A 13,435-nucleotide genomic window follows, 5' to 3' on the forward strand; every position below is an offset into this window, starting at 1 on the left:
ATGGCCGCCGAGGAACACCCCGACGGGCACGCGGGGCACGACGGCGACGCCGACGCCGGGTACGACGCGCTCATGGCGGCCATCACCGGCGAGGCGCTGCCGCCGGACGCGGACCCCGGGGAGCGGCGCGCGTACGGGTCCGCGGCAGCCGACGTGGCCCTGCTGCGGGAACAGCTGGGGCTCCTCGGCACGGCGCTGAGCGGGCCGCCCCCCGTGCTCCGAGCCCCGGAGGCGCCCCCCGCCCGTCCGCGCCGGCGCTTCCTCGCCCCGGCCCTCGGCGCCCTCGCGGTGGCCTGCGCGGGCGCGCTGGTGGCGGGCCTCGGCTGGCTGGGGGCGCAGGGCGGGAGCGGGGCGTCCGAGGACGCGGCCGGCAAGGGCGTGGCGAGCGACGAGGGGGCGGGCTCCGCGGCGTCCGGCGCCTTCGGCAGCCCCCACTACCTCGCCTGCGCCCGGCTGGTGGCCGAGGGCACGGTGACGGCCGCCGAACCCGTGCCGGGCACCGGGCGGCACCGGATCACCCTGGACGTCACCCGCGCCTACAAGACGGACGGACCGGGGGAGCGGGACGCCGCACCGGTCACCTTCGTGCTGGACGACGCCACCGCCCGGCCGGCCCCGGGCGACCAGGCGCTCATCGGCATCCCCCGGTACGGGGACACCCCGGACGTCGTGATCACCGGCAGCCGCGCCGTCGCCGCCGAACGCGCCGTGATCACGGCGTCCCTCGCCGAGTCCCGCACCCTGACCTGCGACTGACCCGGCGGGACCCGGCAAGGGAAAGGGCGGGCACCCCCGAAGGAGCGCCCGCCCGTCACCCGCCGCACCGGACTACGGCACGACCTTCCCGATCCGCACGCTGCCCAGGCCCGCGGCCGTGCCGTGGGCGTTGACCAGCTGGACCCGGCCGAAGAACTCACGGCCCTCCGGGGCGGCGGCCAGCGCCGTCACCTGGGCGGTGACCGTCGCCGAGTCGCCCGTGCCGAGCTCGACCGGCGCCGCGCCGTCCACGGCGACCGAGCCGAGGGTCGCGGCGAAGAACACGTCCCGGTAGTTGTACTCCGTGCTGCCCGACGGCACCGAGTAGCCCGCGACCTCGACGGTGTACGTGCCGGCGGCCGGCTTCGCGACGGAGACGGACTCCTCGGAGTCGCCGTCGGCGGACTGGCCGACCACGGCACCGTCCGCGCCGTAGACCGTCAGGTCCAGGTCGGCGGCCGCGTCGGAGACGCCGCCGATGGCGACGTCCAGCGAGTCGGCGCCCTCGGGCACCTCGACCGTGGAGGTGGCCGTCTCGCCCTGCGCGATGGACGGGCGGGACGTCTCGGACGAGCCGAGCGGACCGCCGGTCAGCCTGCCCTCCAGCGGCGCGAAGCGGTTCGTCACCTTCCAGGAGACGGCGGCCGGCGTGCCGGCCTTCGCCTCGGGCACGGTCACGGTCTCCGGGTCGAAGACGGCGCCGAGGACGGTGACGTCCAGCTTGTACGGGTTGTCCAGCAGCGGCGAGGTGCGCCGCGACTCGACCTCGATCTCCCAGACGCCGGGCTGCGGGTCGGCGTACGCGCGCACGTCGGGCCGGCAGCCGTTGCCGTCGAGGTAGTTGTTGTAGCAGTACGGCGTGGAGGTGTTGTCGACCGGGACGCCGTACGGGTGGATGGCGATGAACCGGGTCTGGCTCCCGGTCTTCAGCCCGCTCATCGCCACCTCCAGCGTCTTCGCGCCCTCGGGGACGGTCACGAAGTAGGACTTGGTGGCGTTGCGCTGCACGGAACCCTTGGCGGAGACGTCGTACTTCAGCGGCGCGGAGACCACGACCGTGGTCAGGACCTGCTTGTCGACGCCCTCGGTGCGCGGGTCGTCGACCTCCAGGATGGCGCTCTTGAGCCCGGCGGACCCGGGCCGCGCCTCGACCTTGACGGTCACCGGCTCGTTCAGCGGCAGCCGTACCTCGTCCGGACCGACGATCCGGAAGGTGCGCCCGGCGTTGTTCTCGAACTCCAGCTCGTGCCGGACCGCCCGGTCGGAGCCGGTGGTGCGGGTGAGCGTGATCTCGTACGTCTTGCGCTCGCCGGCCTTCAGGCCGCCCTCGCGGTCGTAGAGGCCGGTGCCCTTGCCCGGGGTCTTCAGGAACTGGTCGATCGCGGTGTCGACCGGCGCCTGGACGGAGTACTCGTGCGCGGTGGCACCCTTGCGGATCGCGCGCCAGGCGTCGGGGACGTTGATCAGGCCCGCGCCCTCCTCGTACGCCTGCACGCCGCTGATGTGGTCGGCGGTCGAGGTCAGCGCCGTGCGCAGCTTCGCCGGGGTGAGGTCGACGCGGGCCTGCTTCGCGGCGGACAGCAGCAGCGCGGAGGCGCCGGCGGCCTGCGGGGAGGCCATCGAGGTGCCCTGGAGCATGCCGTAGCCGGCCGGCAGGGCGTAGCCCGCCTCCGGGACCGGCGCGCCGGGCATCCAGGTCTGGATGGTGTTGACCGCCGCGCCGGGCGCGGTCAGCGTCGGCGTGAACCCGCCGTCCTCACGCGGGCCGCGCGAGGAGAACGGCATCATCGCGTACTTGGTGCGCACCTGGGAGCCGTAGTTGGCGGCCCAGGTCTCGCGGGAGATGGACGCGCCCACGGAGATCACCTTGTCGGCGAGGCCGGGGTCGCCGATGGTGTTGGCGCCGGGGCCCGAGTTGCCCGCGGAGATGACGAGCTGGACGCCGTAGTCGTCGATGAGCCGCGTGTACAGCTCCGCGCGGGCGTTGTTGCCGTCGTTGAGCGCGGGCAGGCCGCCGATCGACATGTTGACGATGTCGACGCCGCGGTTGACGACGAGGTCGATCATGCCCTCGGTGAGCGCGACGTTGGTGCAGCCGCCGCTCCAGGTGCAGGCCCGGGAGGAGACGATCTTCGCGCCGGGCGCGGCACCGTCCATCCGGCCGCCGAACAGGCCGTTGGCGGCGGTGAGTCCGGCCACGTGGGTGCCGTGCTCGGACTCGATGACGCCGATGTTGACGAAGTCGGCCTTGGTGCCCGCGCCGTCGACGACGACGTCCTTGCGGATCTCGACGACGAACGGCTGCCGCTCGGCCACGTCCGTCTTCGGGTCGTCGGTGCCGAAGTACCCGACCTGGAAGCCGTCCTTGTAGGGCTTCATCGGGGTGTCGTCGGCGAAGTCGTGGTTGCCGTTCAGGTCGACGCGGACCGTGCCGGCCTTGGCGTCGTACAGAACGCCCCAGGAGTCGGTGGTGTCGCCGTCCCGGTTGGCGTCGCCGGCCGCGTCACCGCCGGTGGTGTAGGACTCCAGGAAGCTGCTGACCCGGTAGGAGCCCGCGGGAGCCGTCCAGGTCTTCCCGCCGTAGGTGAAGGTCGGCCCGGAGACCGAGGTGGTCATCGGGCGCCAGGTGCGGTCGCCGTCGACGACCGGGTCGGTGGCGGTGACCCAGTCGACGATCTTGCGCTCGCCGGTGGTGGTCTTCCGCAGCGCCGGGTGCCCGAGGTCGACGCCCGAGTCCAGGATGCCGATGGTGACGCCGCGGCCGTCCGCCTTCGGGTACTTCTCCACGAAGTCGACGGCGCCCGTCTCGAACGACGGGTTGTACGGGTTCTCGGCGGGGGTGCGGCGGTCCGGCGCCGGGTAGGCACGGCCCTTGTCGTGCTTGGCGCCCTTCGCGCGGTCCGCGCTCGGCGTCGGGTCGTCCAGCGGTATCTCCTCGCGCAGGTCGATGCCGTGCACGGAGGAGAGCTTCGCTGCGGCGGCGATGGCCGAGTCCGCCTTGGCGGTGGGGACGGTGGCGCGGACGTAGCCCAGCTCGTCGTAGGTCCGGCCGACGGCGCCGCCGGGGATCGCGTCCAGCTCCTCCGCCACCCGCTCGGTGCCGCCCGGAGCCGTGGCGACCATCATCGTGACGTTCTTCTCGCCGTCCGCCTTCGCCTCGGCGAGCCGGTCCGCGTCGTCGGAACCGAGCTTGTCGTGCGCGGACTTGACGGAGGCGTCGGCCGGCAGCGCGGCCGGCGGGCCGTCGGCGGCGAAGACCACGGGCAGGGGTCCGGCCGCGGCGAGCGCGGCCACGAGGCCCGCGGCCACGGCGATGCGGGCCGCGCGTCTCGCGCCCGGTATCGGTTCGCGCTGGGGGGTGTGGGTCATCGGCATCCCTTGTAGGTAAAGGAACGTGCGTGAACGACCGGGGCAGACCGGCCCTGGCCGCTGCAGTCCGGAATCCGATCCCGGACGACCGCTCAGCTTTACGCAAGGGATCACTGTTTGGGGAGAGTTGTCCGGGAGGGGAAGGAGTCATGGCGTACTTCCGCCATACGCCATCCGGGACACAAGGGGCGGGCCATGACAATCCCCGGAGCCGGACGCGGGGCGGCGTGAGGAGGGGCCGCCGGGACGTCGTGCAACGCGGCCCCTCCTCTCCCCTCCTGGTGACCGCCCCGTCGTTCACTACTGGGGCAGCACCACGACATACGCGGCGGGTTCCCGGTCCCCCGCCGCCATCAACGCCGTACGGACGACCGTCGCCTGATGTTCGAGCGAGTCCCGCAGTTTGCGCGGGGTGAGGTGCACGACCGTAATGCCCAGCCGCTCCAAGTGCTCCCGCTTGCGCACGTGTTCCGCCCAGACCGGGTCGTCGTCCTCCCGCTGCCGGTGCGCGCGGGTGTCCAGCTCCAGCGCCACCGCCTGCTCCGGCCAGAAGGCGTCCACGCCGCCGAGGTGGGGGCCGCCGGGCATGCGCAGGTCGACGTTCCAGACCGGCTCCGGCAGCCCGTGCTCGCGCACCATCCGGTACAGGCGCTGTTCGGCCAGCGCCCGCCCCTCGGCGACCAGCGAGTCCACGGCGTCCACCACGTGCGGCCGGCTCAGCAGCCGCGCGCGGTTCAGCTCCCTCACCACCGCGGCCGGTTCGCAGTGCCCGCCGCGCACCGCCTCCGTCAGCAGCCGCCGCACGGCCTCCGGGTCCGTCAGCTCCGCCACCGCGTCGGCCAGCGCCCGTGCCACCGGCGCCACCGGCACCCCGGCGATCTCCTCGGCGACGGGCAGCGCGGCCGTGCGGACGATGCGCGCGCACCCCGTGGTCCGCAGCCGGCGCAGCCGCGGGACCAGTACGTCGATGACCTCCAGGGACGGCAGCGGGGGAGCGGCCGGGAATCCGTGCAGCGCCAACGCGGCCAGCCCCGTGATCATCGCCTCCGCGTACGCGGGGACGGGCGGGTGCTCGCCGCCCGGCTGGAGCGGCACCGCGGCGGTGACGCCCGGGACCGTGCCGGACGTGCGCTCCCGCGCCGCGTAGAGCAGCACCGCGTGCAGGCGCTCGTCGCCGGTCGGCGGGCCCGGGTGCAGCAGGACGACGTTCGGGAGCAGTTGCCGCCAGGGGCCGCCGGGCCGGCACTGTTCGCTGGTCTCGGCGGCGGAGACGCCGTGCGCCCGGAGCTGGGCTGCTGTCATCAGCCGGCGCCTGCCGTGCGCCAGTTCGTGCAGGGGGCGGGGGGAGAGCGGGGTGTTGTGCGTCATGACCGGGGGTTTCCCGCGCCCGATCCGTCCCTTAACCCCTGTTACACGCTCATCGCCGAACCCGGACAAGCCCGTCCTAAAGGACGGGTGTTCGGATGCCGAAAACCCCTGGTCCGCCGAGGTGCGGGCCAGGGGTTACGGCTGCTATTGACTGAATTCCGTAACGATGACGCAGCGCCCAATCATTGGCCAAAGATCGTCGTCGTCCGGGACACGTCCGGCCTAGCGGGCCGCCGCCGCGTCACACGCCTGCCCCCGCAGCGCACGCGCCAGGTCGTCCCGCGCCTCGAGGACCAGCCTGCGCAGCGCCGGCGCCGCGTCCTCGTGAGCCGACAGCCACGCGTCCGTCGCGTCCAGCGTGTCCGGGGAGTCCATCAGGGACGGGAACAGGCCCCGGACCACGTCCATCCCGATCTGGATGGACCGCTCGGCCCACACCCGCTCGATCGCCGCGAAGTACTTCTCCGTGTACGGCGCGAGCAACTCCCGCTGCGAGGACCGCTCGAAGCCCGCGATCGTCGCCTCCACCAGGGCGTTGGACAGCGCGTCCGACTCCACGACCTGCGCCCACGCCTGCGCCTTCACCGCCGCCGAAGGACGGGCCGCCAGGCAGCGCACCTGGTGGCGCTTGCCGGAGGCCGTGTCGTCGCGGGCCAGCTCGGCCGCCAGCACCGCCTCGTCCGCCACGCCGTGCGCCGCGAGCGGGGCGAGGAACGCCCAGCGCAGCTCCTGGTCCACCTCCAGGCCGTTGATCTTCTCGGATCCGTCCAGCAGCCCGCGCAGCAGGGACAGTTCGGCCTCTTCGGACGCCACCGCCGCGAAGAACCGCGCCCACGCCAGCTGCGGCTCGCCGCCCGGCGCAGCCTCCCGCAGCTCCCGCAGCGCGCCCTCGCCGAGCAGCCGGCCACCGGTCTCCCGCCACTCGGGGGCCACGTAGTGCACCAGCGCCGACTCGGCCCAGGCGTGCAGCATCTGGAGCACGCCGATGCCGGACTCGCGCCCCGCGAACCGCAGGACGAGACCGATGAAGTCCCGGGCCGGAAGCAGCCCGTCCCGCGTCATGTTCCACAGCGCCGACCAGCACAGGGCGCGGGCCAGCGGGTCCGTCAGCGAGCCCAGGTGCTCGCGCAGCGTCGCCAGCGAGGTGTCGTCGAAACGGGTCTTGCAGTACGTCAGGTCGTCGTCGTTGACCAGGACCAGCTCGGGCGCCTCGGCACCGGCCAGCTCCGCGACGACCGTGCGCGGCCCGTCGACGTCGACCTCGGCGCGCGCGTACCGCTCCAGGGCGCCCTCGCCCGTACGGCGGTACAGACCCACCGCCACCCGGTGCGGGCGCAGTTCGGGGTGCGTCTCCGCGGCCTCCTGCACCACCGCCAGCTCGTCGATCCGTCCCTCGGCGCTCAGCAGCACCTGCGGGGTCAGCGAGTTGACGCCCGCCGTCTGGAGCCAGGAGCGCGCCCAGGCGGCCATGTCCCGCCCGCTGGTCTCCTCAAGGACCGACAGCAGATCACCCAGCCGCGTGTTGCCGTACGCGTGCCTCTTGAAGTAGCGCCGCGCGCCCTCCAGGAACGCGTCCTGGCCGACGTACGCCACCAGTTGCTTCAGCGCGGAGGCGCCCTTGGCGTAGGTGATGCCGTCGAAGTTGAGCTTGGCGTCCTCCAGGTCACGGATGTCGGCCGTGACCGGGTGGGTGGAGGGCAGCTGGTCGGCGCGGTAGGCCCAGGCCTTGCGGCGGTTGGCGAAGGTGATCCAGGCGTCCTTGAAGCGGGTCGCGCCGACGTTCGCGAACGCGCCCATGAAGTCGGCGAAGGACTCCTTCAGCCACAGGTCGTCCCACCACTCCATGGTGACCAGGTCGCCGAACCACATGTGCGCCATCTCGTGCAGGATCGTGTTGGCGCGGCCCTCGTACGACGCCTGCGTCACCTTCCCGCGGAAGATGTACTCCTCGCGGAAGGTCACCAGGCCCGGGTTCTCCATCGCGCCGAGGTTGTACTCGGGCACGAACGCCTGGTCGTACTTCCCGAAGGGGTACGGGTAGTCGAAGTGGTCGTGGAAGAAGTCCAGGCCCTGCTTGGTGATCAGGAAGACGTCGTCGGCGTCGAAGTGCGGCGCCAGCCCCTTGCGGCACAGGGCGCCCAGCGGGATCTCCAGCCGCGTGCCGTCCTCCAGCACCCGCTCGTAGGAGTCCGTCACGTAGTGGTACGGACCGGCCACGACGCACGTGATGTAGGTCGAGATCGGCTTCGTCTCCGCGAACCGCCACACCCCGTCGACGCGCTCGCCCGCGCCGTTGCTCCACACCGTCCACTCCTCCGGTGCCCGCACCTCGAAGCGGAACGGTGCCTTCAGGTCCGGCTGCTCGAAGTTGGCGAAGACCCGGCGGGAGTCGGCCGGCTCGTACTGCGTGTACAGGTACACCTCGCCGTCCTCGGGGTCGACGAAGCGGTGCAGGCCCTCACCGGTGCGCGAGTAGGCGCACTGGGCGTCGACGACCAGCTCGTTGTCGGCGGCAAGGTTCTCCAGGGCGATCCGGGTGCCGTCGAAGACCTCGCTCGGGTCGAGGTCGCGGCCGTTGAGGGAGACGGCGGTGACGCTCGGGGCGATCAGGTCGGCGAAGCTGCTCGCGCCGGGTTCGTTGCAGCGGAACCGGAGCGTGGTGACGGAACGGAAGGTGCGGGGCCCCTCGCCCTGCGTGTCACCGACGGCCGAGCGCACGTCGAGGGACACCTCGTACCCGTCGACGGACAGCAGTGCGGCCCGCTCCCGGGCCTCGTCGCGGGACAGATTCTCACCGGGCACGGGTGGCACTCCCTCGAATGGTGTTCAGTATGCGGACAGCACCGATCCTGCCACGTGCCCCTGACGCGCGGCAGCCCGGGAATGGTCGGGGTACCCGGGCGCGTTGCGCGTACAGAAGCCCGCTCGTGCGCCTCATGAGGAGAGACATGTCGGACAAGACTCCCGTCGACTTCTGGTTCGACCCCCTGTGCCCCTGGGCATGGATGACCTCACGCTGGGTCCTGGAGGTGGAGAAGGTCCGGGACATCAAGGTCCGCTGGCACCTGATGAGCCTCGCCGTGCTCAACGAGGACAAGCTCGACGAGCTGCCCGACGAGTACCGCGAGATGCTGGAGGTCAAGGCCTGGGGCCCGGTCCGCGTGGTCATCGCCGCCCAGGAGGAGCACGGCGCCGAGGTGCTCGGCGACCTCTACACCGCGCTCGGCACCCGCATCCACAACCAGGAGGAGGGCCCGGGCCGCGAGACCGTCGCCGCCGCCCTGAAGGACGTCGGCCTGCCCGAGTCGCTCATGGACCACTGGGACGCCACGCCCTACGAGCCCCAGCTGCGCGCCTCCCACAAGGAGGGCATCGACAAGGTCGGCCAGGAGGTCGGCACCCCGGTCATCGCCGTCCCCGGCGCCGACGGCGGCCAGCTCGCCTTCTTCGGCCCGGTCGTCACCCCGGCGCCCAAGGGCGAGGAGGCCGCCAGGCTGTGGGACGGCACCCTCGCGGTGGCCTCGGTCCCCGGCTTCTACGAGATCAAGCGCACCCGCACCAAGGGCCCGGACTTCAGCAACCTGTAGGCCGGAAGGACTCCGGCAGATCGAACCCGGACTTCCAGTTGAAGTAGGACTGCACCCGCACGCAGCCCTCGCGCGCACAGCGCCGGTAGGTGCCCAGGTCGGCCCTGGACACCTGCGCGAGGGTGAGCGCGTACGCCCGCTCGGCGCCGTCGAGCGGGCGGAAGTCCTGGTCCGTGTCCCCGCAGTTGGGGCAACGCCGGTTCGGAAGACTCATGCCGGACACTGTGGCCCGGAACCACTTCCACCGGGAAGCCTCCGCCCGGCGGCGGTCATCTGTTCCCGTCGGCTCCCCTCCCGTAGGAGCATGGGCACACCCACTCACTGGAGGCGAGCCCCATCCCATGACGGAGATCGACACCTCGGTGCCGCACTCGGCCCGGATCTGGAACTACTGGCTGGGCGGCAAGGACAACTACCCCGTGGACGAGGCGGCCGGCGACGCCTACACGGCCGTCTACCCCGGCATCGTCACCATCGCCCGCAGCAGCCGGGCCTTCCTCGGCCGCGCCATCCGGTACCTGGTCCTGGAGGCCGGGGTGCGCCAGTTCCTGGACGTCGGCACCGGGCTGCCGACCGCCGACAACACCCACGAGGTCGCCCAGCGCCTCGCGCCCGAGGCGCGGATCGTCTACGTCGACAACGACCCGCTGGTCCTCGCGCACGCCCGCGCCCTGCTCACCTCCAGCCCCGAGGGCGTCACCGCCTACGAGGACCTGAGCCTGTACGAGCCGGAGCGCATCCTGGAGGCGGCCGGACGCATCCTCGACCCGACCCGCCCCACCGCCCTCGTCCTCAGCGGCATCCTCGGTCACGTCGACGGCCACGACCGGGCCCGCGACCTGGTCCGCCGCCTGATGGCGGGCCTGCCCGCCGGCAGTTTCCTGTGCGTCAACGACGGCTCCCGCGGCACCGACCCGGCCTACGAGGCGGCCCAGGACGGCTACAACGAGACCGGCGCGGTCCCCTACTTCCTGCGTCCCGTCGAGCAGATCGAGGCCTACTTCGACGGCCTCGACCTGGTCGAACCGGGCGTGGTGTCGGTCCCGCTGTGGCACCCGGACCCCGCCCCGGACGGCACGGCCCCGCAGCCGATCGGCCAGCACGGCGGGCTCGCCCGCAAGCCCTGACACCCCGCCCGGCACACAGAAAGCCCCCGCGAGTCAGGTCCTCGCGGGGGCTTCCCTCATTCCGCCTGCCGTCGTGAAGGGTGAGAAGACGATCACGAGGCAGGACGACTCGGGGAGTGGGGCGGCGTCAGGGCGCCAGCAGCAGCACGTTCGTGCGGGCCTTGGCGGCCTCGTAGCGCTTGGCCACGTCCTGCCAGTTGACGACGGCCCACATGGCGTCGATGAAGTCGACCTTCTGGTTCTTGTACTGGAGGTAGAAGGCGTGCTCCCAGGCGTCGAAGACCAGGATCGGCGTGGAGCCCTGGCCGACGTTGCCCTGGTGGTCGTAGACCTGCTCGACGATGAGACGGCCGCTCAGCGGCTCGTACGCCAGCACACCCCAGCCGGAGCCCTGCGTGGTCGCGGCGGCCTTGGTGAGCTGGGCCTTGAAACCGGCGAAGGAACCGAAGGACTCGGCGATCGCGTCGGCCAGCCCGCCCACGCCGTCCTTGTCCAGGGGCTCGCCGCCCCCGTCACCGGTCATGTTGTGCCAGTAGATGGAGTGCAGGATGTGGCCGGAGAGGTGGAAGGCCAGGTTCTTCTCCAGGCCGTTGATCGACCCCCACGACTCCTTGTCGCGCGCCTCGGCGAGCTGCTCAAGGGTGTCGTTGGCGCCCTTCACATAGGCCGCGTGGTGCTTGTCGTGGTGCAGCTCGATGATCTCGGGGCTGATCACGGGGGCCAGCGCGGAGTAGTCGTACGGCAGTTCAGGAAGCGTGTAGACGGGCATGGCGGATCCCCTCCGACCTTCTTATTGCACAAGGCTTGCAAGTGCACGCTAGCAGCAGGTCGGTGCGGGAGCGCGGACGGGCGGGCCGAACGAGCACGAAAGAGCCCCCGCACGCGTCGTGCGGGGGCTCTCGAAGAGGCCGGGGGCTACGCGCGGGCCCGCCGCCGCTGCCGGGCGTAGCCGACGGCCGCCAGGACCAGCGTCATCCCGCCCGTCGAGTACAGCTGCACCCGGGTGTCCGGCTCGCGGGCCATCAGGACGAAGACCGCGGCCATGCCCGCCAGCGCCACCCACGTCAGCCACGGGAAGCCCCACATGCGCACGACCAGCTTCTCGGGCGCCTCGCGCTCCAGGCGGCGGCGCAGCCGCAGCTGGGCGACGGCGATGAAGATCCAGACGACCAGGATGACCGCGCCGATCATGTTCAGCAGCCAGGAGAAGACGTCGTCCGGCCGCCAGTAACTGAGCAGCACGCAGCCGAAGCCGAAGAGCGAGGAGACCAGTACCGCGGTCCGCGGCACCCCGCCCGACACCCGGCCCAGCGCCTTCGGGCCCTGGCCGCGCTCGACCAGCGAGTAGCCGATCCGTGAGGCGCCGTAGATGTTGGCGTTCATCGCGCTCAGCAGCGCGACCAGCACGACGACGTTCATGAGCTGGCCGGCGCCCGGGATGCCCAGCTCGTCGAGGGCGGCGACGTACGGGCCCTTCTCGACCACCTCGGGGGAGTCCCAGGGGACCAGGGTGACGATGACCGCCATCGAGCCGATGTAGAAGAGCGCGATCCGCCACATCGCCGTCCGCACGGCGCTCGCCACGCCCTTCACCGGGTTCTCCGACTCGGCCGCCGCGATGGTGACCGTCTCCAGGCCGCCGTAGGCGAAGACCGAGGCGAGCAGGCCGATGATCAGGCCGTTGCCGCCGTTGGGCATGAAGTCACCGAGGTGCGAGGTGCCGGGGGCGTCGGTGCCCGGCAGGACGCCGGCGATCGCCAGCACGCCCAGCACCAGGAAGAGCGAGATCGCGCCGACCTTGAGGGCGGCGAACCAGAACTCGAACTCGCCGAAGTTCTTCACCGCGGCCAGGTTCGTCCCGCAGAACACCACCATGAACAGCGCCACCCACGCCCACTCGGGCGTGCCCGGCAGCCAGCCGTGCACGATCTGCGCCGCGCCGATGCCCTCCAGGCCGACGGCCGTGCAGAGCAGCACCCAGAACGCCCAGCCCGCGGTGAACCCGGCCCAGGGACCGATCGCCCGTTCGGCGTGCGCGGAGAAGGAGCCCGAGGACGGGTAGGCGGCGGACATCTCGCCCAGCATCCGCATGACCAGCATCACGAGGAGGCCGGAGAGGGTGTAGGCGACGACGATCGAGGGCCCGGCGGCGGCGATACCGGCCCCGGAGCCGACGAACAGCCCGGCGCCGATCACGCCGCCGAGGGCGATCATCGACAGGTGGCGCTGCTTGAGGCCGTGGGAGAGGGCGGCGTCGTCCGACCGCGGCGGTGCCTCGGTGGTGGTGCTGTTGGACATGGAGCGGCTCGTCCGATGCGTGGGGGAGGGGCAGGGCAAAAACGCCCACAGTCTCCGGGGTCGCGCCGGTGGGCGACAGCGGCTGCCCACGATACGGACGATGCCGATACGGAACGTGGTCATCCGAATGCGTAATTCCGCTTCTCGTGACGCCCGCCTCACCTGCTCCGTGACCGGTGTCACCCGGGAGCAGGTGTATCCCGCTCGTTTGTCGGGAGCCCACCAAGCCGCCGATCGAGCCTTTGTCGAGCGCTGCTGGTGATCGGCCCGGGCCCGCTGGGATAGCGTCACGCTGTCCCGACATGTCCACACCACCGCGGAGTCCCCATGAGCACCGCCGCAGTCCCCACCGCCCGTTCCGGCCAGGTCCTCGCCGACCTCCTCCCCTCCTCCCGCGTCCGGGACGTAGCGCTCGTGGCCGGCGGCGCCGTGCTCACCGGCGTGGCCGCCCAGATCGCCGTACCCGTGCCCGGCTCCCCGGTGCCGGTGACCGGACAGACCTTCGCTGCGCTGCTCGTCGGCACCGCGCTCGGCGCACGCCGCGGCCTGCTCTCGCTCGCGCTCTACGCGCTGGTCGGCATGGCCGGCATGCCGTGGTTCGCGGAGGGCGGCTCCGGCACCGCGGCCCCGTCCCTCGGCTATGTCTTCGGCATGCTGCTCGCCGCCACCGTGGTGGGCGCCCTGGCCCGCCGCGGCGCCGACCGCTCCGTGCTGCGCATGGCCGGCACGATGCTGCTCGGCGAGGCGATCATCTACGCCGTCGGCGTGCCGTACCTGGCCCTGGCCGCGGACATGTCCCTCACCGCCGCGATCGCGGCCGGCCTCACCCCGTTCCTGATCGGCGACGCGCTGAAGGCCGCCCTGGCGATGGGCGTCCTGCCCACCGCGTGGAAGCTGGTCGACAAGCGGTAGAGCCGCGAAGGCGCACGA

10 protein-coding genes are annotated in these 13,435 nt (G+C 72.2%); 4 read left to right on the forward strand and 6 right to left on the reverse strand.

Annotated elements, in window-relative coordinates:
• Positions 1-756, forward strand: coding sequence for a hypothetical protein (locus tag ACGF3J_RS02050; protein WP_393853394.1), 756 nt, complete (start codon positions 1-3; stop codon positions 754-756).
• Between the two features lie 72 nt (positions 757-828).
• Here ACGF3J_RS02050 and ACGF3J_RS02055 read toward each other — a convergent pair whose 3' ends face one another.
• From ACGF3J_RS02055 to pepN, 3 genes are all read right to left on the reverse strand, one after another.
• Positions 829-4,125, reverse strand: coding sequence for a S8 family serine peptidase (locus ACGF3J_RS02055; protein ID WP_393853395.1), 3,297 nt, complete (start codon positions 4,123-4,125; stop codon positions 829-831).
• A 300-nt stretch (positions 4,126-4,425) separates the two neighbouring features.
• Positions 4,426-5,493 (reverse strand): hypothetical protein, encoded by a 1,068-nt coding sequence (locus ACGF3J_RS02060; protein WP_161328447.1) that lies wholly within the window; start codon positions 5,491-5,493, stop codon positions 4,426-4,428.
• Positions 5,494-5,715: 222 nt separating this feature from the next.
• Positions 5,716-8,295, reverse strand: coding sequence for an aminopeptidase N (gene pepN / locus ACGF3J_RS02065; protein ID WP_393853396.1), 2,580 nt, complete (start codon positions 8,293-8,295; stop codon positions 5,716-5,718).
• A 146-nt stretch (positions 8,296-8,441) separates the two neighbouring features.
• Between pepN and ACGF3J_RS02070 the strand changes: the two genes are divergently transcribed.
• A complete protein-coding gene (locus tag ACGF3J_RS02070) occupies positions 8,442-9,080 on the forward strand; it encodes a DsbA family protein (RefSeq protein WP_161328445.1) in 639 nt (212 codons plus the stop codon).
• Here ACGF3J_RS02070 and ACGF3J_RS02075 read toward each other — a convergent pair.
• Entirely contained in the window at positions 9,067-9,294 is a 228-nt protein-coding gene (locus ACGF3J_RS02075; RefSeq protein WP_161328444.1) for a hypothetical protein, read from the reverse strand. The genes ACGF3J_RS02070 and ACGF3J_RS02075 overlap by 14 nt on opposite strands.
• Before the next feature lie 127 nt (positions 9,295-9,421).
• On the opposite strand from ACGF3J_RS02075, the gene ACGF3J_RS02080 reads away from it, so the two are divergent.
• Positions 9,422-10,207 (forward strand): SAM-dependent methyltransferase, encoded by a 786-nt coding sequence (locus tag ACGF3J_RS02080; protein WP_393853397.1) that lies wholly within the window; start codon positions 9,422-9,424, stop codon positions 10,205-10,207.
• Positions 10,208-10,334: 127 nt separating this feature from the next.
• Here the strand turns inward: ACGF3J_RS02080 and ACGF3J_RS02085 are convergent, their stop codons facing one another.
• Entirely contained in the window at positions 10,335-10,976 is a 642-nt protein-coding gene (locus ACGF3J_RS02085; RefSeq protein ID WP_161328442.1) for a superoxide dismutase, read from the reverse strand.
• Positions 10,977-11,122: 146 nt separating this feature from the next.
• Positions 11,123-12,505, reverse strand: coding sequence for an amino acid permease (locus tag ACGF3J_RS02090; protein WP_161328441.1), 1,383 nt, complete (start codon positions 12,503-12,505; stop codon positions 11,123-11,125).
• Positions 12,506-12,832: 327 nt separating this feature from the next.
• Here ACGF3J_RS02090 and ACGF3J_RS02095 point away from each other — a divergent pair, with 327 nt between their 5' ends.
• The gene (locus tag ACGF3J_RS02095) at positions 12,833-13,417 is read left to right on the forward strand and encodes a biotin transporter BioY (RefSeq protein WP_161328440.1); all 585 of its coding nucleotides are present in this window, start codon (positions 12,833-12,835) and stop codon (positions 13,415-13,417) included.
• The last annotated feature ends 18 nt before the right edge of the window (positions 13,418-13,435 follow it).

This window comes from Streptomyces sp. NPDC048171 (assembly GCF_043202655.1).
In the GTDB taxonomy this organism is placed as follows: domain Bacteria; phylum Actinomycetota; class Actinomycetes; order Streptomycetales; family Streptomycetaceae; genus Streptomyces.